Source organism: Cupriavidus sp. SZY C1 (assembly GCF_032190535.1).
Taxonomy (GTDB): Bacteria; Pseudomonadota; Gammaproteobacteria; order Burkholderiales; family Burkholderiaceae; genus Cupriavidus; species Cupriavidus pauculus_C.
Window position 1 is genome coordinate 86,417 of record NZ_JAUANU010000007.1, and the last position, 21,777, is coordinate 108,193.

20 protein-coding genes are annotated in these 21,777 nt (G+C 67.9%); 6 read left to right on the forward strand and 14 right to left on the reverse strand.

Annotation, left to right across the window (positions count from 1 at the left end; translation table 11 throughout):
- Window positions 1-20 precede the first annotated feature (20 nt).
- The gene (locus tag QTN24_RS13070) at window positions 21-1,841 is read right to left on the reverse strand and encodes a tetratricopeptide repeat protein (protein WP_313837582.1); all 1,821 of its coding nucleotides are present in this window, start codon (window positions 1,839-1,841) and stop codon (window positions 21-23) included.
- A 269-nt stretch (window positions 1,842-2,110) separates the two neighbouring features.
- Between QTN24_RS13070 and mutM the strand changes: the two genes are divergently transcribed.
- The 3 genes from mutM (at window position 2,111) to mutY (ending at window position 6,603) form a co-directional block, all read left to right on the forward strand.
- Complete coding sequence (gene mutM / locus QTN24_RS13075) at window positions 2,111-3,010, forward strand: bifunctional DNA-formamidopyrimidine glycosylase/DNA-(apurinic or apyrimidinic site) lyase (protein ID WP_313837584.1); 900 nt, start codon at window positions 2,111-2,113, stop codon at window positions 3,008-3,010.
- Window positions 3,011-3,370: 360 nt separating this feature from the next.
- Window positions 3,371-5,314, forward strand: coding sequence for a dynamin family protein (locus tag QTN24_RS13080; RefSeq protein WP_124682535.1), 1,944 nt, complete (start codon window positions 3,371-3,373; stop codon window positions 5,312-5,314).
- A 137-nt stretch (window positions 5,315-5,451) separates the two neighbouring features.
- A complete protein-coding gene (gene mutY / locus QTN24_RS13085; RefSeq protein WP_313837587.1) occupies window positions 5,452-6,603 on the forward strand; it encodes an A/G-specific adenine glycosylase in 1,152 nt (383 codons plus the stop codon).
- A 24-nt stretch (window positions 6,604-6,627) separates the two neighbouring features.
- On the opposite strand, the gene QTN24_RS13090 is transcribed toward mutY, so the two are convergent.
- The 11 genes from QTN24_RS13090 to QTN24_RS13140 all read right to left on the reverse strand — a co-directional run bounded on the left by QTN24_RS13090 (window position 6,628) and on the right by QTN24_RS13140 (window position 16,030).
- Window positions 6,628-7,281, reverse strand: a complete 654-nt coding sequence (locus QTN24_RS13090) for an LON peptidase substrate-binding domain-containing protein (RefSeq protein WP_313837589.1) — start codon at window positions 7,279-7,281, stop codon at window positions 6,628-6,630.
- A 56-nt stretch (window positions 7,282-7,337) separates the two neighbouring features.
- Complete coding sequence (gene rapZ / locus QTN24_RS13095) at window positions 7,338-8,228, reverse strand: RNase adapter RapZ (RefSeq protein ID WP_124682532.1); 891 nt, start codon at window positions 8,226-8,228, stop codon at window positions 7,338-7,340.
- A gap of 126 nt (window positions 8,229-8,354) precedes the next feature.
- On the reverse strand, window positions 8,355-8,690 hold the full coding sequence (locus tag QTN24_RS13100; protein WP_124682531.1) for a PsiF family protein: 336 nt from the start codon (window positions 8,688-8,690) through the stop codon (window positions 8,355-8,357).
- 189 nt (window positions 8,691-8,879) lie between these two features.
- Entirely contained in the window at window positions 8,880-9,851 is a 972-nt protein-coding gene (gene hprK / locus QTN24_RS13105; protein WP_124682530.1) for an HPr(Ser) kinase/phosphatase, read from the reverse strand.
- Window positions 9,852-9,918: 67 nt separating this feature from the next.
- Window positions 9,919-10,374, reverse strand: a complete 456-nt coding sequence (gene ptsN / locus QTN24_RS13110; RefSeq protein WP_066739687.1) for a PTS IIA-like nitrogen regulatory protein PtsN — start codon at window positions 10,372-10,374, stop codon at window positions 9,919-9,921.
- A 475-nt stretch (window positions 10,375-10,849) separates the two neighbouring features.
- Window positions 10,850-11,203, reverse strand: coding sequence for a ribosome hibernation-promoting factor, HPF/YfiA family (gene hpf / locus QTN24_RS13115; protein WP_019449655.1), 354 nt, complete (start codon window positions 11,201-11,203; stop codon window positions 10,850-10,852).
- Between the two features lie 50 nt (window positions 11,204-11,253).
- A complete protein-coding gene (locus QTN24_RS13120; protein WP_124682529.1) occupies window positions 11,254-12,735 on the reverse strand; it encodes an RNA polymerase factor sigma-54 in 1,482 nt (493 codons plus the stop codon).
- 144 nt (window positions 12,736-12,879) lie between these two features.
- The gene (lptB, locus tag QTN24_RS13125) at window positions 12,880-13,680 is read right to left on the reverse strand and encodes an LPS export ABC transporter ATP-binding protein (RefSeq protein ID WP_124682528.1); all 801 of its coding nucleotides are present in this window, start codon (window positions 13,678-13,680) and stop codon (window positions 12,880-12,882) included.
- A 21-nt stretch (window positions 13,681-13,701) separates the two neighbouring features.
- A complete protein-coding gene (gene lptA, locus QTN24_RS13130; protein ID WP_124682527.1) occupies window positions 13,702-14,349 on the reverse strand; it encodes a lipopolysaccharide transport periplasmic protein LptA in 648 nt (215 codons plus the stop codon).
- Window positions 14,350-14,413: 64 nt separating this feature from the next.
- A complete protein-coding gene (gene lptC, locus QTN24_RS13135; RefSeq protein ID WP_124682526.1) occupies window positions 14,414-15,043 on the reverse strand; it encodes an LPS export ABC transporter periplasmic protein LptC in 630 nt (209 codons plus the stop codon).
- 3 nt (window positions 15,044-15,046) lie between these two features.
- A complete protein-coding gene (locus QTN24_RS13140; RefSeq protein ID WP_124682525.1) occupies window positions 15,047-16,030 on the reverse strand; it encodes an SIS domain-containing protein in 984 nt (327 codons plus the stop codon).
- 149 nt (window positions 16,031-16,179) lie between these two features.
- Between QTN24_RS13140 and QTN24_RS13145 the strand changes: the two genes are divergently transcribed.
- Window positions 16,180-18,159, forward strand: coding sequence for a monovalent cation:proton antiporter-2 (CPA2) family protein (locus QTN24_RS13145; protein WP_313837599.1), 1,980 nt, complete (start codon window positions 16,180-16,182; stop codon window positions 18,157-18,159).
- Window positions 18,160-18,171: 12 nt separating this feature from the next.
- Here QTN24_RS13145 and QTN24_RS13150 read toward each other — a convergent pair whose 3' ends face one another.
- On the reverse strand, window positions 18,172-18,594 hold the full coding sequence (locus QTN24_RS13150) for a ribbon-helix-helix domain-containing protein (protein WP_313837601.1): 423 nt from the start codon (window positions 18,592-18,594) through the stop codon (window positions 18,172-18,174).
- Window positions 18,595-18,642: 48 nt separating this feature from the next.
- The gene (locus tag QTN24_RS13155) at window positions 18,643-19,221 is read right to left on the reverse strand and encodes a DJ-1/PfpI family protein (protein WP_313837603.1); all 579 of its coding nucleotides are present in this window, start codon (window positions 19,219-19,221) and stop codon (window positions 18,643-18,645) included.
- A 118-nt stretch (window positions 19,222-19,339) separates the two neighbouring features.
- Here QTN24_RS13155 and QTN24_RS13160 point away from each other — a divergent pair, with 118 nt between their 5' ends.
- Together QTN24_RS13160 and QTN24_RS13165 are read left to right on the forward strand one after the other, a co-directional pair.
- Entirely contained in the window at window positions 19,340-19,912 is a 573-nt protein-coding gene (locus QTN24_RS13160) for an adenine phosphoribosyltransferase (protein ID WP_124682522.1), read from the forward strand.
- A gap of 160 nt (window positions 19,913-20,072) precedes the next feature.
- The gene (locus tag QTN24_RS13165) at window positions 20,073-21,749 is read left to right on the forward strand and encodes a Na/Pi cotransporter family protein (RefSeq protein WP_124682521.1); all 1,677 of its coding nucleotides are present in this window, start codon (window positions 20,073-20,075) and stop codon (window positions 21,747-21,749) included.
- Window positions 21,750-21,777: the final 28 nt, after the last annotated feature.

Consider the following 21,777-nt stretch of genomic DNA (forward strand, 5'->3'; position numbering starts at 1 on the left):
GGCATGATACGCAAGGCCAGCTACTTGGACAGCAGCAGGTTCTGGTTGTAGCGGCGCAGCGTGTCGATCAGCGTGGGATTCTCGGGCTCCACCTTGGCGGCCTCGTTCCACGTCTTGCGGGCTTCCTCGTGCTGGCCCAGCTGCCAGAGCACCTCGCCCAGGTGGGCGCCGATCTCGGCCTCGGGCGCCTTCGAATAGGCCGATTTCAGCAGGTCGGCCGCGGGCTGCAGCTCACCCTGGCGGTACTTGACCCAGCCCAGGCTGTCCATGATGTACGGATCGTCCGGACCCAGCTCGGATGCCCGCTCCAGCAGCTTGCGGGCCTCGGGCAGGCGCTCGTTGCGGTCGGCCAGCGAATAGCCCAGCGCGTTGTAGCCCTGCTTCTGCTCGGGCTGCAGCGCGATGACCTTGCGCAGGCCGCGCTCCATGCTGTCGTAGCGCTTCTCGCGCTCGTCGAGCATGGCCAGCTCATAGAGCCAGTCGGCGTTGTCTGGCTCCAGCTTCACGCGCTCGTCCAGCACCTTGCGGGCGCGGTCGTAGGCCTTGCCTTCGAGCAGCGCGCCAACCTCGGCCTGGCGGATCGCCGTCATGCGCTGCTTGCGCTGGCCCGGGTCGGGAATGTCCTCGGCATCGGCCAGCAGTTCGCCGAACACGGCCTGCGCGTCGTCGAGCTTGCCCATGCGCGCCAGCAGCTGGCCGCGCTTGGCCTGCGCGGCCGTGGCCAGCCGGCTGTCCTCGATGCGGTCCAGCCAGCCGATGGCGCCCGCGTAATCCTTCTTTTCCTCGGCGATCTGGGCCAGGTACTGGAACGCGACGTCGGGATTGGCGGCCGGCGACTTCTCGGCCATCTGCAGGTATTCCTTCAGGTAGCGCTCGGCGTCGTCGTAGCTGCGCGCCTGCAGGCTGGTCAGCCCCAGCGCCAGCGGCACGCGCGGGTCGTTCGGCGCCACCTTGCGCAGTACCTCGAACTCGGCGCGTGCGGCCGGCATGTCGTTCTTCTGCAGGTACAGGCGGGCCAGCGTGATGTGGCCGTTCACCGACTGCGGGGACTTGGCCAGGAAGCGCTTGAGCACGTCGATCGACTTGTCCGTGGCCGATTCGGCCTGCAACTCGGCGGCCATCAGCGCGGCGGGCTCCAGGTCGGGCTTGATGCGCAGCGCCTGGTCCAGCTCGGCCAGCGCGCCGGCGTTGTCGCCGGCGGCCTCGCGGGCGCGCGCCAGGGCCAGGTGCGTTTCAGCCAGCTTGCTGTCGTTGGCGGTGATGCGCTGGAGCACGCCCACCGCGCCGGCCGGGTCGCTGGTGCGCGACATCTGCTGTTGCAGCAGCAGGATGGCCTCGCCGCGATGCGCCGCCGGCGCCGCGGCCAGTTGCTGCACCAGCAGCGGCTCGGCATCTTCCCAGCGGCCGTTGAGCACCAGCAGCGTCGACAGGACCTGCCGCGCGGCCGGCGACTTGGGCGCCAGTTCGGACCACAGCCGGGCGCCGTCCAGCGCCTGCTGCGCGACGCGGGCGTTGAACGCGATCTCCGTGGCGCGCTGCGCCAGGCGGGGGTCGCGCGTCTCGCGCGCCAGGTCGATATAGGTGCGGTAGGCGGGGCCGACCAGCCCGCGCTGCAGCGAGATTTCCGCCGCCATCACGCGGTACAGGATGTCAGGCGTCAGCGCGACGTTGGGCAGCGGCGTGCGCGCCGCGCGGGCCGCCGACGACGGCGCCGGCACCTCGATGGCCTCGTCGTCGTTCTGCGCCACCGTGGCGGGCGCGGCATGGGCCAGCGGGGCGATGGCCAGGCACGCGGCCACGCCCAGGGCGCGCGCATGGCGACGGATGCGGAATGCACTCATGGGGATGGCTTCCGGGCGCATGGCCTGAGAGGGCAAGATTTGGTCCGGCATGAATCAAAGCTCCGGCGCACGGGGGCGTAGGAATGGATGGAGGCATTGTAGCCTGCCGCTACAATGCGCTGCTTGCCTTGCGGGGCGCTTACGTATGGGAACCCGCACACGGGCGGCGCGGGGGCAGGCATCCCTGCGTGCTTGGAGCGTGAAAGCCCCCCATAGGTTCTGCGGGGCGGTGGTGCCGGGCGCAAATCCGGCCGGAAAGACAGGGGCGTATGCCAGAACTACCGGAAGTCGAAGTCACGCGGCGCGGATTGCTGCCGCATGTGGTGGGCCGCCGCATCGCCGGGGTGACCGTGCGTCACCGCGGGCTGCGCTGGCCCGTGGAGCCCGAGCTGGAGGCGCGCCTGACCGGGCGCGTGATCGGCCGCATCGAACGGCGCGGCAAGTACCTGCTGCTGGAATGCCTGCCGGCGGACGCCCGGCCGGATGCCGATGGCGATGACGCGGCGCCCGGGTGGTTGCTCGTGCATCTGGGCATGACGGGCACGCTGCGCGTCTATCCCGATGCGCCGGCCGCCGGCGCGCACGACCATCTCGACCTCGAACTGGTGCCGGCCGATCCGTCAGGTTCCGCCGACGCCGGCGCCCGCATGGTGCTGCGGTTCCGCGACCCGCGCCGCTTCGGCGCCATCATCTGGACGCCGCTACCCGAGGCGTCGCTGCCCGAGCACCCGCTGCTGCGGCGGCTGGGCATCGAGCCGTTCGACCCGCGCTTCGACGGCGCGTGGTTCCACCGGCTCACGCGCGGCCGCTCGGTGGCGATCAAGCAGGCGCTGCTGGCCGGCGACATCGTCGTGGGCGTGGGCAACATCTATTGTTCCGAAAGCCTGTTCCGCGCCGGCATCCGGCCGACCACGCCGGCGGGCCGTATCAGCCTGCCGCGCTACGAGAAACTGGCCGCCGCCGTGCGCGAGACGCTGACCGAGGCGATTGCCCGGGGCGGCAGCACGCTGCGCGATTTCGTGGGCAGCGACGGCAGCACCGGCTACTTCCAGCTCGACTGCCTGGTCTATGACCGCGCAGGCGAACCGTGCCGCGTCTGCGGCACCCCGATCCGCCAGATCGTGCAGGGCCAGCGGTCGACGTTCTACTGTCCGCACTGCCAGCATTGAGTCAACGCTGAGGCGCCGCCCAAGGCGCCGAGCGGGGGGTGAATCGCACGACACATCGGCCGATTCGCAAGGCGCCACAACATGGCAATCCGATGGCGACACGGCGTTGCCATATTGCGCCGATGGCTCGGCGCAACACTCCCGACACAGTTGCCGGCCAAGGGACGCGAATTCCACAAAATCCGGCCAGAAACCTGTATCGTGTGCGCAGACATAAAAAGTTACAAAAACTGCCGGTTTTGCCACTTCGACGGGGCAGGCCGGCAGGGCGCCTGACACCGGGTCCGCGGGTCAACGGAACCACCCGGCACAGGCGCGGCATGCGCCCAAAACCATAAAGAGCCGAAACAGCGAACCGCCATGACGAGCCTCGCCCATCAATTCGAACAATATGGCGCCTGGAGAACCGGGGTCCTTCAGTCCCTTGCGGAATTCCAGTCCTGGCTGCAACAGTGCGACCTCCATGACGCCACCGCCGACGATCGCGCGCAACGCATCCAGAGCGTGCTCAAGAGCGACCGGCTCAAGGTGGCGTTCATCGCCGAGTTCTCGCGCGGCAAGAGCGAGCTGATCAACGCGATCTTCTTTGCCGACTACGGCCGCCGCATCCTGCCGTCGTCCGCCGGCCGCACCACGATGTGCCCGACCGAGCTGCGCTACGACGAACACGAGCCGCCGTGCATCCGGCTGCTGCCGATCGAGACGCGGCTGCAGGACGCATCGACCGCCGATTTCATGGAGCCCGGCGCGTCCGGATCGCACTGGACCACGGTGCCGCTGGACCCGTCGTCACCCGAGGGCATGCTGGCGGCGTTCCAGCACGTGGTGGAAACCACGCGCGTGACGCCGTCGATGGCCGAGTCGCTGGGCCTGTACAACGAGAACGACCCCGACGCCGCGTACTCGGTCGATGCCGACGGCATGGTCGAGATCTCGCGCTGGCGCCATGCGGTGATCAACTTCCCCCATCCGCTGCTGCGCCAGGGGTTGGTGATCCTGGACACGCCGGGCCTGAACGCGATTGGTACCGAACCGGAACTGACGCTGCGGCTGATCCCGGACGCGCACGTGGTGGTCTTCGTGCTGGCCGCCGACGCCGGCGTGACCAAGAGCGACCTCGCGCTCTGGCGTAGCCACGTGGGCGCCGGGCACCGCCGCGGCTGCCTGGCCGTGCTCAACAAGATCGACGGGCTGTGGGACCCGCTCAAGTCGTCGCCGGAGATTGCCGACGAGATTGCGCGCCAGGTGCGCTCGACCGCCCAGACGCTGGGTATCGAGGAGCGCCGCGTGTATCCGGTGTCGGCGCAGAAGGGCCTGGTGGCCAAGGTCACGCACGACCAGCCGATGCTGGTACGCAGCAACCTGATGCAGTTCGAGCACGTGCTGTCGGACCAGCTGATCCCGCAGCGGCGCGAGATCGTGTCGGACCAGGTGCAGCGGCTGGTGCAGGACATGTCGCGCGGCGCCCAGCAACTGCTGCAGAGCCGCCGGCGCGACATCGTCGAGCAGCTTTTCGAGCTGCGCGGCCTGCGCGGCAAGAACCACGCGATGGTCAAGCACATGCTGATGCGCGTGCAGAGCGAGAAGGAAGAGTTCGAGCAGAGCATCGCCAAGTTCCAGGCGCTGCGGCTGGTGTTCGGCCGGCATAGCGCCGACATCATCAAGAGCCTGCAGCTGCGCGACGTGCGGCGCACCATGCGCGACCGCCGCGAGCAGATGAAGGAGCGCTTCTTCTCGCGCGGCCTGCGCGAGGACATGGAAGGGCTGTTCGCCCAGTTGACCGGGCTGATCCAGGACGCCGACCGCAAGATCGCCGAGCTGCACCAGCTTGTGGAAAGCATGTACCGCCGTTTCAACGCCGAGCACGGCTTCACGCTGCCGTCGCCGATGCAGTTCGTGACGTCGCGCTACACGGCCGAGCTGCAGGAGACGCTGGCGCTGGTCAACGCCCATTTCGGCACGGTCAACATGCTGACGCGGTCGCGCCCGCAACTGGTCCAGAACGCGTTTGCGACGATGGCCAGCCGCGTGCTGGAGAACTTCCGCGACCTGAACCGCGACATCGAGATCTGGCTCAAGTCCGTGATGACGCCGCTGGAAGCCCAGGTGCGCGAGCACCAGAAGCAGTTGCGCCGCCGTGTGGATTCGATCGAACGGATCCACGAAGCCACCGACACGCTGGAAAGCCGCATCGCCGAACTGGAGGAAGTGCTCAACGGCCTGGACGAGCGCAGCACGAAGATCGAGCAGTTCACGCGCAAGCTGGTGGAAGCGCCGGTGGAAGAGGCGGTCAGGGCGGCCTGAGCGCGGGGTGGGTTTTTTCCCCATTCCCGCCTGCGGGAGAGGGGCGCCACCATCGCGCAGCCGGCGGCGGCCGCCATCGCACGCTGTATCATGTCACGCCGCCTCCCGCGCGGCGTTTTTCATTTCCCGACTCCGCAATGCCCCGCAAGCCAGCCGCCGTTCCCGTGACCCCGGAAGCCATCGCCGTACCGCCCGATTTCGGCATGCGGGTGGTCCGGTGGCAGCGTACGCACGGGCGGCACGACCTGCCGTGGCAGAACACGCGCGATCCGTATCGCATCTGGCTGTCGGAGATCATGCTGCAGCAAACGCAGGTGGCGGCCGTGATCGAATACTTCCAGCGGTTCGTTGCCGCGCTGCCCACGGTGGCCGCGCTGGCGGCGGCGCCGGCCGATCAGGTCATGGCGCTGTGGGCCGGGCTGGGCTACTACTCGCGGGCGCGCAACCTGCATCGCTGCGCCAAGGCGGTCATGGACGACCACGGCGGCGTGTTTCCGACCGATCCGGACGTACTCGTGACGCTGCCGGGCATCGGCCGGTCGACGGCGGCGGCCATCGCCGCGTTCAGCGCCGGCGTGCGGTCTCCCATCCTGGATGGCAACGTGAAGCGCGTGTTCGCGCGCGTGTTCGGCATCCACGGCTACCCGGGCGAGCGCGCCATCGAGACCCGCATGTGGACGCTGGCCGGCCAGGCGCTGCCGCCGGCCGGGCCGGATCAGGCCGAGGACATGGTCGCCTACACCCAGGGCCTGATGGACCTGGGCGCCACGATCTGCTCGCGCGGCAAGCCGGCGTGCCTGGCCGATGCGGCCAACTGCCCGCTGTCGGCCGATTGCGTGGCGCGCCGCGACAACCTGACCGCCGTGCTGCCGACGCCCAAGCCGCGCGCGGCAATTCCGGAACGGAGCACGGTGATGCTGATCGCCCGCCATGGGCGCGACGTGCTGGTCCGCCTGCGGCCCGGCAGCGGCATCTGGGGCGGGCTCTGGAGCTTGCCCGAGATCGCGCTGGACGCCGTGCCGTTCGACGCCGAGGCGGCCGAGGACGCCGCGCTGGAGGCGGTGCGGCCGTTTGGCGAGCCGGCCCGGGCGTACCTGGCCGGCGAACTGACGCACGTGTTCACGCATTTCCGGCTGCTGATCCGCGCGATCCGGGTCGACCTGACGGCCGCGGCCCCGCGCCTCGATGCGGATAGCCGCTGGCTGTCGCTGGACGATCTGGATGCGCTGGGCACGCCCGCGCCGGTGCGGCGCCTGCTGGAAGACCAGGCGCGCATCGGGCTGTTCTAGCGGAAGGCGGCGGCGCCGCCCGGATCAGACGATATGGTGCTGCCGCATGTAGCGGTGCACGATCTCGATGCGCATGCCGGCGTCGGGCAGCGCCATCAGCATCTGCTTGGCCTTGAGCGGCACGGGCAGCAATTCGCACAGGCGATTGGCCACCCAGCTCGGGTCGTCCCAGAGATAGGGTTCGGCAAAGGGCAGCTTGGACTTGTCGGGCTGCTCGCTGTGCAGCGAGGCGACGATGCGGCGCAGCGCGTCCAGGCACTCGCTCAGCAGCTCCAGCTTGCAGTCGATGATGTCGTCGGGCAGGACTTCGGCCTGGGCGACGATCAGGCCGTCGTCGCGCGTGGCATGGGACAGCACGCGAAAGCGCTGCCGCCCGCGCGTTTCGATCAGCAGCACGCCAAGCTGCTCCATGTTGCAGTCGACGATCTGCGCCAGACAGCCGATTTCCTCGGGCACGGCATCCACGCCGGGCCGCGCCACCTCGTCGCCGCTGGCCAGCAGGCAGACGCCGAACGGCGCGTCCTCGCGCATGCACTGGCGCACCATGTCGACATAGCGTTTTTCGAAGATGCGCAGGGGCAGGCGGCCGTCGGGAAACAGGACCGTGTTCAGCGGGAACAGCGGCAGCGCGTCAAGGACGGTGCCGGTGGGTGCGGTGCCGGAGGGAAGAGTCGACATGCGTTGGCCGCTCCAGTGGCGGGCGGGCCGTGACGGCCGCCCTTCAAGCCCGCATGTCAGCCGGCCGGGGCCAACTCGCGGTGTCTGACCAGCACATTACCATGGGCCCGGAAATAGTTGGCGAGCCGTTCGGCGATGAAGACCGAGCGGTGCTGGCCGCCGGTGCAGCCGATGGCCACGGTCAGGTAGCTGCGGTTGTCGGCAATGAAACTCGGGAGCCACTTTTCCACGTAGGCGCGGATGTCTTCCGCCATCGCCAGCACCATCGGCTGGCTCTGCAGAAAGTCGACCACCGGGGCGTCGCGGCCGGTGAGCGGTCGCAGCGCCAGGTCGTAGTAGGGGTTGGGCAGCGAGCGGACGTCGAACACCAGGTCGGCATCGCTGGGCACGCCGTGCTTGAAGCCGAACGATTCGAACAGCAGCGTCAGCGACTGGCCGCTGGTGCTGTCCACGCGGATCAGCTCCTTGACCCAGCTACGCAGCGTGTTGGTGCGCACGTTGCTGGTGTCGATGCGGTGCGCCGATTCGGCCAGCGGGCTCAGCAGCTCGCGCTCCATCTCGATGGCCTCGATCAGCGACGTGCTGGCCGCGGCCTCCGCCTCGGCGCCGCTGCCCGATTCCAGCCGCGTCGACAGCGGGTGGCGGCGGCGCGTTTCCGAATAGCGCTGCACCAGCGCGTCGGTATTCGCCGTCAGGAACAGCACCTGGACCTGGTGATGCGCCGACAGCTCGCGCACCGTGTCCGGCAACCGCGCCAGCGACTCGCGGCTGCGAATGTCGGTGGCCACGCCCAGGTGCGTGTAGCCCTGGTCGGCCAGGTAGGCGGTGAGATCGGGGATGAACTGGGCGGGCAGGTTGTCGACGCAGTAGTAGCCTGCATCTTCCAGGACGTTCAGGGCGACAGACTTGCCGGAGCCGGAAATTCCGGTAATGAGAATGATCCGCATAGCGACGCAAGGATAGCACCGCATGGTGGCTGCGTCATGACAGCCGGCTGACGCGAACATGGCGAATCACGGGAGATTCGCCATGTTCGCGGGAAAACCGCCGGATGCGGGGCGGCGGGGTGGGGCTCAGGCCGCCGGCTTGGCCGAGAGGCAGTCGCTCATCGCCTTCTTGTACTCGTCGCCCTTCTTGCCCTTGTTCTGCTTGCTGCAGGCCGACATCTTGTCCTGCTGCGTCTTGGGCTCGGCCGCGGCGGCCGGGCCGTTGCCGGACAGGCATTCGCTCTGGGCCTTCTTGTACTCGTCGCCTTTCTTGCCCTTGTTGGCCTTGGCGCAGGCGGCCATCTTTTCCTGCTGGGCCGTCTTGCCGGACTTCTCGGCCGCCGGCGCCGACGCGCTCTGGGCAAACGCGCCCGTGGCGAACAGCGGGGTCACCAGCACACACATCGCGATCAGCTTCTTCATGCTTCTCTCCTCTGTGGAAACACATCGTGGCCGCGCGCCGTGGGTCTGGCTGGCGGAAATGGGCACGATGCCCATTACAGCACAAAACGATGACGGTCCACGGCGCGTTGACGCCGGCCGCGCGGGGCTTGTAAGCAAATGAAAACGCCCGCTGGGCAGCGGGCGTCCGGGCGGGCAAGGCGGGGGCGGTCAGAGCAGCCGGCCCTGGCTGCGTGAAACCACGTCGGCCTGCATGGCGGCGCGCTGGCGGTCCATGAAGTCGCGCAGCGTGTCGATGCCGCGCAGGCGCAGGATCGTGTTGCGCACGGCCGCTTCGACCAGCACGGCCAGGTTGCGGCCGGCCGCTACCTGGATCTTGACCATGTGGATCGGCAGCCCCAGCACGTCCAGGTACTGGGAATCGAGCGGCAGGCGTTCGAACTCGCCGTCGTTGCGGCGCACCAGTTGCACCACGAGCTTGAGCTTCATCTTCCGGCGCACGGCCGTCTCGCCGAAGATCGTCTTGATGTCTAGCAGGCCCAGGCCGCGCACTTCCAGCAGGTTCTGCAGCAGCGGCGGGCAGCGGCCTTCGATGAAATCGGGGCCCAGGCGCACGAAGTCCACGGCGTCGTCGGCCACCAGGCCGTGGCCGCGCGAGATCAGCTCAAGGCCCAGTTCGCTCTTGCCCAGGCCCGATTCGCCCATGATCAGCACGCCCATGCCCAGGATGTCCAGGAACACGCCGTGCATGGTCACGCGCGGCGCGGAGATGCGGGACAGGTAGAGGCGCAGGTGGTCGATCACGGCCGCCGAGGACACCGGCGTGGTGAACAGCGGCGTGGACGAGCGCGTGCAGCGCAGTTCTAGGTCCGGCGGGGGCTCCATGCCGTCGGCCACAACCAGGAACGGCGGCTCCAGCAGGATCAGCTCGCCCATCTGGCGCTTGCGCGGCTCGTCGTCCAGGCGCTGGTAATACTGGATCTCCGGCTTGCCCAGCACCTGGATGCGGTTCGGGTGGATCAGGTTCAGGTGGCCGACCAGGTCGGCGGCCGAGGTGGCTTCGCGGGCGAATTCGACGTCGAAGGCACGGTCGGCCCCTTCGAGACCGGCGACCCACGACAGTTTGATGTCGGCTGCGTTGTCGTCGAAGATCGACTGCGAGGTGACGCCGGTGAGTTCCATGCGGGATGACTTTCTACTTGGGGGCGGGTGTGGCTTCAGGCGGCGCGCCGGGCCGGCCTGCGGGTCGTCACGGGTGCCATTCGGTCAGCAACTGGTGCACCGCCTCGGGCGTGGGCAGCGTGGCCAGGCCCTCGCGCATTTCGCGGTCCGAGAGCAACTGCGCGATTTCCGAAAGGATTTCCAGATGCTGTTGGGTGGCCTGTTCGGGCACCAGCAGGAAGATCAGCAGCGACACGGGCTTGCCGTCGGGCGATTCGAACGGAATCGGCTCGGCCAGGCGCATGAAGCCGGCCAGCGGCTGTTTGAGCCCCTTGATGCGGCCGTGCGGAATGGCCACGCCGGCGCCCAGGCCGGTGGAGCCCAGCGACTCGCGCGCAAACAGGTTGTCCGTCACGGTGGCCCGGGCAACGCCATGGTTGTTCTCGAACAGGAGCCCGGCTTGCTCGAAGACCCGCTTCTTGCTGGTGACGGTGACGTCGAGATGGATGTTGCCGGGTGGCAGCAATTTGGCCAAACGATTCATGGGCGATGCACGAGAAGTCAGGGTGGCGATGCGGCGTGTCGTCGCCGTCCCGCCGGAATGGGGCAATTCAGGATTCGAGTGCTATGGACGCCCGCATTGGAGCGTCCGGCCATTATAGAGCAGGGCCACAGCGCGCTTGTGCACTGCAGCGCCGGCGTCGCGGTGGTTGCCGTCGACGAACCGGCCGGTTAGCCCACCCGGCTGCCCGCCGCGCCGCCGGCTGATCGCCATGCGGCATGCGGTGCGGTACACCGGGACCGTTCTGCCTGTCGTTCTTGTATGGCGCAGCATACACCGAGCGGCGCCGGATGCGAACACCCCGGCTGCCGGGGCGCGCCGGACGTGGCGCCAAGGTAACGCGGCACGCGCGGCCGGGACATCAAAAAAGCCGCGCAGATGCGCGGCTTTGCTCTCTTCCTATCAGTCCTCTCGGGGACGCTCGCGTCCGCCTCAAGGGGCAGTCGGGTTTGCCAGCCTATTGTTGCTGCAGCTGGGCGGCGGCCATCTGGTACTTGACCGCCTCGCGGTCATGTCCCTGCACCCGGTCCTTGTAGCGGATCACCTGACGGTCGAGCTTGTCGACCAGACAGTCGATCGCGGCGTACAGGTCTTCATGGTGCGCTTCGACGAAGATGTCCTTGCCCTTGAGATGCAGATTGATTTCCGCGTACTGACGCCTGTCCTTTTCCTTGTGGTTGTCGACCGATAGCAGCACGCTCACGCCAATGACCTGATCGAAATGCCTGACAATTCGCTCCAGTTTCGTTTCCACATACTCACGCAGCGGCGGCGTGATGTCGAGGTGGTGTCCACTGATCTTGAAGTTCATAGCGCTTCTCCTTCTGAAAGAGCCGCACCAGGCAGGCGGTTGCGGCTCGGCTACAAAGACTTGCGGAGATTCACTGCGGGGATCTTCAGCGCTTCGCGGTATTTGGCCACCGTGCGGCGTGCGACCACAAAGCCCTGTTCGCCCAGCAATTCGGCGATGCGGCTGTCGGAAAGAGGATTCCTGGGGTCTTCGGCTCCTATCAGTTGCTTGATCAGCGCGCGGATCGCCGTGGATGAGGCCGCGCCGCCCGTCTCGGTGGAGACGTGGCTGCCAAAGAAGTACTTCAACTCGAAAGTACCCATCGGCGTGGCCATGTATTTGTTCGTCGTCACCCGGGAAATGGTCGACTCATGTAAACCGAGTGTATCGGCTATTTCCCGCAAAACCAAGGGTCGCATCGCTATTTCGCCGTGCGAAAAAAAGTTCTTCTGACGCTCCACAATTGCCTGCGCCACCCGCAGGATCGTGTCGAATCGCTGCTGGATGTTCTTGATGAGCCACCGCGCTTCCTGCAGCTTCTGCTGCAGCCCGGCCGCCCCGGCCTCGCCCTTCGCGCCGCGCAGGATCTGCGCGTACATGTCGTTGATCCGCAGCCGCGGCATCACGTCGGGGTTCAACTGGGCGATCCAGCCGCTGCCGCTCTTGCGCACGAACACGTCCGGCACCACGAAATCCGCTTCAGGACGACTGTACGCATGTCCCGGGTACGGCGCCAGCGAACGGATCAGCTCGTGCGCGGCCTTCAAAGCTATTTCGTCCACCTGGAGCGCTTTCTTAAGCCGCGTGTAGTCGCGCACGGCCAGCAGTTCCAGGTGCTGGTTGACGATGGTCAGGGCCAGCTCGCGCTGCGGGTGCTGCAGCCGCTTCAGTTGCAGGCTCAGGCATTCCGCGGCATTGCGGGCGCCCACGCCAGGCGGGTCGAAGCTCTGCAGCAGCGTCAGCATCGCGTGCACTTCATCGTGTTCGAACTCGAGTTCTTCAGGAAGTTCGCTGCAGATTTCCTCGAGTGACGCACTCAGGTAGCCGTCGTCGTCCAGCGATTCGATCAGGAAGATGGCCAGGCCCTTGTCGCGCGCCGAGATCTTGAGGGGCGTCAATTGCTCCATCAGGTATTCGCGCAGCGTGGGATCCGCGTCGCGCAACTGCATCGGCGTCTTCTCGTCCTCGTCGCCCTGCGGGCGGCGCGCGAAGTCGTCCAGGCTCCAGTCGTTGCCGTAGTCCTCGCTGCCCGAATCGCCAAAACCCTCGTCCTCGCTGCCAGCGGCGCGATCGGTGCGGTCGTCGCCGTTGGCCTGGGGCTCGGCGGGAGCCGGCGCCGGGGCGCTCTGCAGGTTGACGGACCCGTCCGCGGCCACCCGCAGCGGGCTTTCGATCCAGTCGTTCTCGCGTTCGAGCAGCGGGTTTTCCGTGAGGGCCTGTTCCACCTCCTGCTGGAGTTCGAGCGTGGAAAGCTGCAGCAACCGAATCGATTGCTGCAGTTGCGGCGTCAGGGCCAGATGCTGGGAGAGTCGGAGCTGAAGCGAAGGTTTCATGCGACCTATTCTATGCGCATCTTTCCGTTGTTGGAACGGAATTTGCTAGAACCTATCGTTTCGGCTTCGCTGATCGGAAACGGCTTTGGAAAAGCCGTGTGCAGGTGCGGTAAAAATGACCTGCGGGCGGCGCGGGGCCGCGCTTTACATGCGGAAATTCTCGCCCAGGTAGACGCGCCGGACCGACTCGTTGGCGATGATTTCCTCGGGCTGGCCGGCCGCCAGCACGGTGCCTTCGCTGATGATGTACGCGTGGTCGCAGATGCCCAGCGTCTCGCGCACGTTGTGGTCGGTGATCAGCACGCCGATGTTGCGCGCCTTCAGGAAGCTGACGATGCGCTGGATCTCGCCCACGGCAATCGGGTCCACACCGGCGAACGGCTCGTCCAGCAGGATGAAGCGCGGCGACGACGCCAGCGCCCGGGCGATTTCCACGCGCCGCCGCTCGCCGCCGGACAGCGACAGCGCCGGGTTGTTGCGCAGGTGGGCAATCTGCAGGTCGTCGAGCAGCGAATCGAGCCGGCGCTCGATTTCGGCCTTGGACAGCGGCTTGCCGTTGTCGACCTGCAGTTCCAGCACCGCGCGGATGTTTTCCTCGACGTTGAGCTTGCGGAACACCGACGCTTCCTGCGGCAGGTACGACAGCCCCATGCGGGCGCGCTCGTGGATCGCCAGGCCGCTGATGTGCACGTCGTCCAGCACGATGTCGCCTTCGTCCAGCGCCACCAGCCCCACGATCATGTAGAACGACGTGGTCTTGCCCGCGCCGTTGGGGCCGAGCAGGCCCACCACCTCGCCGCTCTTCACGTCGAGCGACACGTCCTTGACCACGGTGCGCGTGCCGTAGCGCTTCTTCAGGTGGCGCACGACCAGCGTGCTGCTGTCGGTGCGGACGGCCGATGCGGAGGACGGGGCGGCGGCGGCGAGCGTGGCGGTATCGTTCATCAGGGACTGGCTGGTCAATCGTTAGGGCTTGGCGGGCGTGGCCGACGGCCGCAGGTCGAGCTGCGGGCCGGCCGCGGCGGGCGCGCTGGCATCGGTGCGCGGCGACAGCACCGCGCGCACGCGGCCTGACGGGTTGCCGGCGGTCGTGTTGTTGTCGCCGCCCGTGGCCGTGTAGTACTCGTTGCGGCTGTCGTAGGTGATGACCGCGCCGCGGATCTCGTCGATGATCTTCGCGCCCGCGCCGGACACGCGCGCCGCGCGGGCATGGCCGATCAGCTTGTTGACCTCCGACTTGCCGTCGTATTCGATGCGGTCGCCCCAGCCGTCGATGTACTCGTCCACGCCGTCGCGCTTCTGGCGGATGTACGCCTGGCGGCCCGGCTTGGCGGTGGCGATGGCGTACTGGTAGCCCTCGGGGTCGGTGCGCAGCTCGGCGGCGTCCGACTTCAGCACCATCGTGCCCTTGGTCAGCACCACGTTGCCGGTGAGCGTGTAGATCTGCTTGACGTCATCGTAGCTGGCGTTGTCGGCCTCCAGCACCAGCGGCTTGCCCTGGTCCGCGCGTTCGGCAAAGGCCGGCGCGGCCAGCGTCAGGCCGATGGCGGCAAGGGCGCCCAGCAGGGCGGGCGCGAGGCGGCGACAGGACGATGTCGTCAGGGATGCGGTCATGTTTGGCGAATGATGAGATGAAGACGGCGACCAGGGCGCGCCGCCGCGTGGGCGGCTGCCGGCGTCACTGGGTCCTGGTCTGCCCCTGCGGCGGGTTCATGATGATCGTGCCGCGTACGTTGCCCAGCAATTGTACTTCGCGGGTGACGTTGTTGAAGATCATGCCGTTGGCGGTCATGACCGACGGGCCGCGCGTCAGCTCCACGGCCTTGTCGGTCTTGACGATGTCGTCGTTGACCAGCAACTGGAAGTATTGCGAGGCGGCGGTCATGCGCGGGTCCTTGGACGGATCGGCGCCGGCCTGCCGGATGACGAAGGCGTTGCCGTACAGGTCGATCACCGACCCCTCGGCGTTCATCACGCCGCGGTCGGAATTGGCCGTCACGGGCGGCCGGTCGGCCTCGTACGAGCGCATGGCCGGCGTGGTCACCTCGTAGGTCTGGTCGTCCTCGAAATGGATCATCCTGACGCCGGTGAAGCGCAGCTTGGTGGATCCGTCCTCGGCCAGCTCGGTGGCCGAGAAGCGCTCCATCCAGTAGTCGGGCTCGTGGCGCTTGGCGCGCGACTGCTCGGCGTCCTCGCGCGGGGAGTTCAGCTGCACGAGCCAGAACGTGCTGCCGGCGACGATGGCCATTAGCAGCAGCGGCAGCAGCCGCATGACCATTCCGGTGAGTCTGGACAGGAAGTCCGGCATCGTTCAGATGACCTTGGCGCGCGTCAGGTCATGGATATGGAGCGCGCCCACCAGGCGGCCGTCGCCATCGACGACCAGTAGCTGGTTGATGCGGTTCGTTTCCATGATCTGCACGGCTTCCACGGCCAACTGGTCCTGGTTCACCGTGCGCGGGTTATGGTGCATGACGTCCCCGATCGGCACGGTCTTCCAGTCGCGCGGGGTTTCCAGCAGGCGGCGCAGGTCGCCGTCGGTGAACACGCCGATGGCGCGGCCATCGGGGTCCACCACGGCCGTCATGGCCATGCCCTTGCGCGTGATTTCCATCAGCGCCTGGGCCAGCGGCGTGCTTTCGCGCACCTCGGGTACCGCGTTGCCGGTGCGCATGACGTCGCGCACGTGGGTCAGCAGCTTGCGGCCCAGCGCGCCGCCTGGATGGGAGCGGGCGAAATCCTCCTCGCCAAAGCCGCGCGCGTCGAGCACGGCCACCGCCAGCGCGTCGCCCAGGGCCAGCGCGGCCGTGGTGCTGGCCGTGGGGGCCAGGTTCAACGGGCAGGCTTCCTGCGCGACGGCGCCGTCCAGGTGGGCGTCCGACAGCTTGGCCAGGTTCGACCCGGCATTGCCGGTGATCGAGATCAAGCCGGCGCCGATGCGCTTGACGATCGGCACGATCGACAGCAACTCGGCGGTCTCGCCCGAGTTCGAGAACGCGATCAGCACGTCGTCGCGCGTGATCATGCCCAGGTCGCCGTGGCTGGCCTCGGCCGGGTGGACGAAGAACGACGGCGTGCCGGTGGAGGCCAGCGTGGCGGCCACCTTGCGGCCGATGTGGCCGGACTTGCCGATGCCGGAGACCACCACGCGCCCGGTGCAGCCGAGAATCATCTCGACCGCCTTGGTGAACGCGGGCGTCAGCCGGCCGGCCAGCGCCGAAACGGCGTCGGCCTCGATCTGGAGGGTGTGGCGAGCGAGCGCGAGTGCTCGATCCGCATCGAAATTGGCTATCATGGCGCTGGAGTATACCAACGAATGCGATGGCGTCTGGCCCGGCGATCCGCCCGGCCGCCATGACGACCGCCGCGCTTGCCGTCTCTTGCCGGCGGGGTGCCGATGCCGGCTCAGGCGCGTGCCCGGCCGGTGTTTCCAAAGCCTGCCGAATGCATTCTCCGCTGGAACTGACCCTCGTGCTGCTGGCCGCCGCCGTCTTCGGCGTGGTGGCGTTCCGCATGCTGCAACTGCCGCCCATGCTGGGCTACCTGGCGGTGGGCATCCTGATCGGCCCGCACGCGCTGGGCCTGGCCAGCGACACCGGCCAGACCAAGTACCTGGCCGAATTCGGCGTGGTCTTCCTGATGTTCTCGATCGGCCTGGAGTTCAGCCTGAGCAAGCTGCGGGCGATGAAGCGGCTGGTGTTCGGGCTGGGCGGGTCGCAGGTGGCGCTGTCGATGCTGGCGGTGGTGCCCGCGAGCTGGCTGTTCAACTGGCTGTTCCCGCTGTCCTGGCAGGCGTCGGTGGCGCTGGGCGGGGCGCTGGCCATGTCGTCGACGGCCATCGTCGTCAAGATGCTGTCCGAGCGGATGGAGCTGGAAAGCGAGCACGGCCGCAACATCATCAGCGTGCTGCTGTTCCAGGATCTGGCCGTGGTGCCGCTGCTGATCATCATCCCGGCCCTGTCGCGCGATCCGGGCGACCTGGCCGCCGCGCTGGGCCTGGCCACGGTCAAGATCGTCGTGGCGCTGAGCCTGATCTTCTTCGTGGGGCAGCGCCTGATGAGCCGCTGGTTCCACATCGTGGCGGCGCGCCGGTCGCAGGAACTGTTCATGCTGAACCTGCTGCTGGTGACGCTGGGCATGGCGGCGCTGACCGAGCGGCTGGGCCTGTCGATGGCGCTGGGCGCGTTCATGGCCGGCATGCTGATCTCCGAGACGCCTTACCGCCACCAGGTGGAAGAAGACATCAAGCCGTTCCGCGACGTGCTGCTGGGCCTGTTCTTCGTCACCATCGGCATGCTGCTGAACGTGCGCGTGGTGTTCGACCACGTCTGGCTGGTGCTGGGCCTGCTGGTCATCCCCATCGTGTTCAAGCTGGTGCTGATCACCGGGCTGGCGCGGCTGTTCGGCTCGCGCCAGGGGGTGGCCATCCGCACGGGCCTGGGGCTGGCGCAGGCCGGCGAGTTCGGGTTCGTGCTGCTGAACCAGATCGACGGCATGGGGCTGGTGGACCCGGTGCTGATCCAGGTGATCCTGGCGTCGATGCTGCTGTCGATGCTGGCCGCGCCGTTTCTGATCCAGTACAGCGACGCCATCGTGCTGCGCTTTGCCGCCAACGAATGGCTGATGCAGTCGCTGAACATGACGCGCATTGCCGCCCAGAGCCTGCAGACCGAGAAGCACGCGATCATCTGCGGCTACGGCCGCAGCGGCCAGAACCTGGCGCACATGCTGGAGCGGGAGGGCATCAACTACGTGGCGCTGGACCTGGACCCGGACCGCGTACGCGAGGCCGCCGCCGCCGGCGATACCGTGGTCTATGGCGACGCCGGCCGGCGCGAATCGCTGATCGCGGCCGGTATCCACCGGGCGGCGCTGGTCGTGGTGACCTACGCCAACACGCCGTCGGCCGTGAAAGTGCTCCATCACGTGCAGGAACTGGAGCCCGCCATGCCGGTGATCGTCCGGACCGTGGACGATTCGGAGCTGGACACCCTGCAGAAGGCCGGCGCCACCGAGGTGGTGCCCGAGATCATCGAGGGCAGCCTGATGCTGGCGTCCCACGCGCTGGTGCTGCTGGGCGTGCCGATGCGCCGCGTGGTGCGCGGCGTCCAGCAGGCCCGCGACGCGCGCTACAGCCTGCTGCGCGGCTACTTCCACGGGCGCGACGACGAGGAAGACATGGTCGAGCGCGATACCGTGCGGCTGCATTCGGTGTCGCTGGGCCCCGAGCACACGGCGGTGGGCCGCCGGCTGGGCGCGCTGGGGCTGGAGCGGATTGGCGTGGAGGTGACGGCGGTGCGCCGGCGCGGTATCCGCGCGTTCGATCCGCAGCCCGAGACCGTGCTGGAACCGGGCGACATCATCGTGCTGCGCGGCACGCCCGAGGCGCTGGAGTCTGCCGAAGTCCGGCTGTCGCAGCAGTAGGCGCGGGCGGGCTCAGGCCGAGCCGGTGCGCCGGGCCTCGGCGGTTGCGGGGGTGGGACGGCGGGTGCCGCCGTTGTCGACCCAGGATGCCGGCAGGCTGTCGAGCACCGCGCGGGCGTCGAGCGACCGGATCGGCACATGAGGATCGGTCGGAATGCGTCCCTCGTTCTGCAGTAGCAGGTAGCGCATGCAGCACACGCGCAGAAAGGACGCGAAGTTGGCCGACAGCGACGCCTCGCCGCGATATTCGGCCAGCTCGTCGTGCAGGCGCGCCAGCAACTGGTTGACGCTCATCGCGTCGCGCCGGGCCAGCTCCTCCAGCACCTCCCAGAACAGCGTTTCCAGCCGGATGCTGGTAGCCACGCCGTGCAGGCGCAGCGAGCGGGACTGGGTCTGGTACGAGTCCGGATTGGCCCGGACAAAGATTTCACACATGCGGCCACTCCCGTGCGCAGCGGCCGGACCGGCCGCGTTCGGAAGCCTCTACTCTACGATCCGCGTTCCCAGCACGGCAAGAAACTGCGCGAGCCACGCGGGATGCGCCGGCCAGGCGGGCGCCGTCACCAGGTTGCCGTCGGTGTGGGCCTGGTCGACCGGGATGTCTGCATAGGTGCCGCCGGCCAGCCGCACTTCCGGGGCGCAGGCCGGATAGGCCGAGCAGGTGCGGCCTTCGAGCACGTCTGCGGCGGCCAGCAGCTGGGCGCCGTGGCAGACCGCCGCGATCGGCTTGTTGGCCTGGGCGAAATGGCGCACGATCTCGATCACGCGGTCGTTCAGGCGCAGATACTCGGGCGCCCGGCCGCCCGGTATCACCAGCGCGTCGTAGCTGGCCGGCTGGACATCGGCAAACGTGGCATTGAGCGTGAAGTTGTGGCCGCGTTTTTCGCTGTAGGTCTGGTCGCCCTCGAAGTCGTGGATGGCCGTGGCGCAGTGGTCGCTGGCCTTCTTGTCCGGGCAGACCGCGTGGACCGTGTGGCCCACCATCTGGAGTGCCTGGAACGGCACCATGGTCTCGTAGTCCTCGGCGAAGTCGCCCACCAGCATCAGAATCTTCTTTGCCATAGCTGTCTCCTGTATGGTTACGGGTTGCGGCCGCCCGGGCAGCCCGGCCATTGTGCGGCGGCCCGGCGCGGCGCGGGTGGTAGCCCGTTACCGCATGACCCTTTCCTACAGATTCCCCATGGCAGATTCCATCATCCAGTCCCCCGACCTCGGCGATGTCACCGGTTACCTGCGTGACCGCATCCGCACCGTGCCGGACTGGCCGCAGCCCGGCGTGCAGTTCCGCGACATCACGCCGCTGCTGCAGAACCCCAAGACCCTGCGCGTGCTGATCGACGTGTTCGTGCACCGCTACATGGACCAGCAGCTCGACCTCGTGGCCGGCATCGACGCGCGCGGCTTCATCCTGGGGTCGATCATCGCCTACGAGCTGAACCTGGGCTTCGTGCCGATCCGCAAGAAGGGCAAGCTGCCGTTCCAGACCGTGGCCGAGGAGTACGAGCTGGAGTACGGCAGCGCCACGGTGGAGATCCACGCCGATGCCTGCAAGGCCGGCGACCGCGTGCTGCTGATCGACGACCTGATTGCCACCGGCGGCACGATGATGGCCGGGCGCAAGCTGCTGGAGCGGCTGGGCGCCACGGTGGTGGAGGGCGCGGCCATCGTCGATTTGCCCGAGCTGGGCGGCTCGAAGCTGTTGCACGCGGCCGGGCTGCCGCTGTTCACGGTCTGCAAGTTCGAGGGGCATTGACCGGCACGCAACGCCGCGGCCCTGTCAGACCTGGGTGTCATTGCCCCACATGTCCGCGCGGCGCATAATGCCCCATTGATAACATCGCGATGACCGGGCGGGCCGCCCTTTTTCGCTTGCCAAGCCTCGCCAGCCGGCACCGGTCACGAAGGGACGCGCAATGGGCGTACTGCTTCATCTTCTCTCCGGCGTGGCGCTCCTGGTCTGGGGCACCAACATCGTCAAGGTCGGCATCCTCCGGGTGTACGGCGCCAACCTGCGCCAGGTGCTGTCGGTCAGCGTTTCCAACCGGTTCAAGGCGTTCGCGGCCGGCCTGGGCGTGACCGGCCTGGTGCAGAGCAGCAACGCCACCGCCGTCATCGTCAGCTCGTTCGTGGGCCAGGGCCTGATTGCCGTGGCGCCGGCGCTGGCCATCATGCTGGGCGCCAACGTGGGCACGGCGCTGATGGTGCAGGTGTTCTCGCTGGACCTGTCCTGGCTGTCGCCGCTGCTGATCTTCGTCGGCGTGATCCTGCATCTGTCGTGGAAGGGCAGCAAGGCCGGCCACGTGGGGCGCGTGCTGATCGGCCTGGGGCTGATCACGCTGGCGCTGGAACTGATCTCGATCGCCACGCGGCCGGTGGTGCAGGCCGCCGGGGTCAAGGTGCTGTTCAGCACGCTGACCGGCGACGCCGCGCTGGACATGCTGATCGGCGCCTTCCTGACCATCCTCTGCTATTCGAGCCTGGCCGTGGTGCTGTTCTGCGGCGCGCTGGCCAAGGCGGGCGTGGTGTCGATTCCCGTGGCGCTGGCGCTGGTGCTGGGGGCCAACCTCGGCTCGGGCATCTCGGCGCTGCTGACCACCTCGGGCAACAACCAGCCCGGCAAGCGCGTGACGCTGGGCAACCTGCTGTCGCGGCTGGTGGGCTGCCTGGTGGCGCTGCCGCTGCTGATCCAGGCGCAGGACCTGCTGGCGCTGGTCGATACGGACCCGCAGCGGCTGGTCGTCAACTTCCACCTGCTGTTCAACGTGGCGCTGGCGGTGCTGCTGCTGGGCGCCACCGGGCCGCTGGCGCGGCTGTGCGAGGCGATCCTGCCGGGCCGCAATACCGGCGACAGCCAGGTGACGCCGCGCCACCTGGACGCCGCCGCGCTGTCCACGCCCACGCTGGCGCTCTCCAACGCCGCCCGCGAGGTGCTGCGCATCGGCGACCGCATCGAGCAGATGCTGGACAACCTGCTGCGCGTGCTGCGCACCAACGACCTGAAGCTGGCCAACGCCACCTGCCGCATCGACAACGAGGTGGATGACCTCTACACGGCCATCAAGCTCTACCTGACCCAGATCAGCACCGAGGCGCTGGACGAGCGCGACGGCCAGCGCTGGACCGAGATCATCTCGCTGACCATCAACCTGGAGCACGCGGGCGACCTGATCGAGCGGGTCATCATGGACGCCCGCGAGAAGAAGATCGCGCACAACCTGTCGTTCTCCGAGGCCGGCATGGAGGAAATTGCCGAGATGCACCGGCGGGTGGTCGGCAACCTGCGGCTGGGCCTGTCGGTCTTCCTGACCGGCGACATCCGCAGCGCCCAGCAGCTGATGGCCGAGAAGGCCAACTTCCGCGACCTGGAACGCCAGTACGCCCGCTCGCACCTGCAGCGCGTGGCCGTGCAGACCGCCGAAAGCATCGAGACCAGCTCGCTGCACCTGGACGTCATCAGCGAACTGAAGCGCCTGAACTCGCTGTTCTGCGCCACGGCGTACCCGGTGCTGGAACAGGCGGGCCTGATGAACCGCAGCCGGATGAAGGAAGACACGCCTGGCGGCGTGGGGGACGTGGCGGAAGTGCGGTAGTGGCTGGCCTGGCCGGTGGTGGTGGCTC

Coding starts and splice junctions, on each gene's coding strand:
- mutY (WP_313837587.1), top strand. CDS start 5,452: ATGCCCCGCAAGCCAGCCGCCGTTCCCGTGACCCCGGAAGCCATCGCC.
- QTN24_RS13100 (WP_124682531.1), bottom strand. CDS start 8,690: ATGAAGAAGCTGATCGCGATGTGTGTGCTGGTGACCCCGCTGTTCGCC.
- hprK (WP_124682530.1), bottom strand. CDS start 9,851: ATGGAACTCACCGGCGTCACCTCGCAGTCGATCTTCGACGACAACGCA.
- mutM (WP_313837584.1), top strand. CDS start 2,111: ATGCCAGAACTACCGGAAGTCGAAGTCACGCGGCGCGGATTGCTGCCG.
- ptsN (WP_066739687.1), bottom strand. CDS start 10,374: ATGAATCGTTTGGCCAAATTGCTGCCACCCGGCAACATCCATCTCGAC.
- hpf (WP_019449655.1), bottom strand. CDS start 11,203: ATGAACTTCAAGATCAGTGGACACCACCTCGACATCACGCCGCCGCTG.
- lptA (WP_124682527.1), bottom strand. CDS start 14,349: ATGACCGCATCCCTGACGACATCGTCCTGTCGCCGCCTCGCGCCCGCC.
- QTN24_RS13160 (WP_124682522.1), top strand. CDS start 19,340: ATGGCAGATTCCATCATCCAGTCCCCCGACCTCGGCGATGTCACCGGT.
- lptC (WP_124682526.1), bottom strand. CDS start 15,043: ATGCCGGACTTCCTGTCCAGACTCACCGGAATGGTCATGCGGCTGCTG.
- QTN24_RS13155 (WP_313837603.1), bottom strand. CDS start 19,221: ATGGCAAAGAAGATTCTGATGCTGGTGGGCGACTTCGCCGAGGACTAC.
- QTN24_RS13145 (WP_313837599.1), top strand. CDS start 16,180: ATGCATTCTCCGCTGGAACTGACCCTCGTGCTGCTGGCCGCCGCCGTC.
- QTN24_RS13140 (WP_124682525.1), bottom strand. CDS start 16,030: ATGATAGCCAATTTCGATGCGGATCGAGCACTCGCGCTCGCTCGCCAC.
- QTN24_RS13120 (WP_124682529.1), bottom strand. CDS start 12,735: ATGAAACCTTCGCTTCAGCTCCGACTCTCCCAGCATCTGGCCCTGACG.
- rapZ (WP_124682532.1), bottom strand. CDS start 8,228: ATGCGGATCATTCTCATTACCGGAATTTCCGGCTCCGGCAAGTCTGTC.
- lptB (WP_124682528.1), bottom strand. CDS start 13,680: ATGAACGATACCGCCACGCTCGCCGCCGCCGCCCCGTCCTCCGCATCG.
- QTN24_RS13070 (WP_313837582.1), bottom strand. CDS start 1,841: ATGAGTGCATTCCGCATCCGTCGCCATGCGCGCGCCCTGGGCGTGGCC.
- QTN24_RS13165 (WP_124682521.1), top strand. CDS start 20,073: ATGGGCGTACTGCTTCATCTTCTCTCCGGCGTGGCGCTCCTGGTCTGG.
- QTN24_RS13080 (WP_124682535.1), top strand. CDS start 3,371: ATGACGAGCCTCGCCCATCAATTCGAACAATATGGCGCCTGGAGAACC.
- QTN24_RS13090 (WP_313837589.1), bottom strand. CDS start 7,281: ATGTCGACTCTTCCCTCCGGCACCGCACCCACCGGCACCGTCCTTGAC.
- QTN24_RS13150 (WP_313837601.1), bottom strand. CDS start 18,594: ATGTGTGAAATCTTTGTCCGGGCCAATCCGGACTCGTACCAGACCCAG.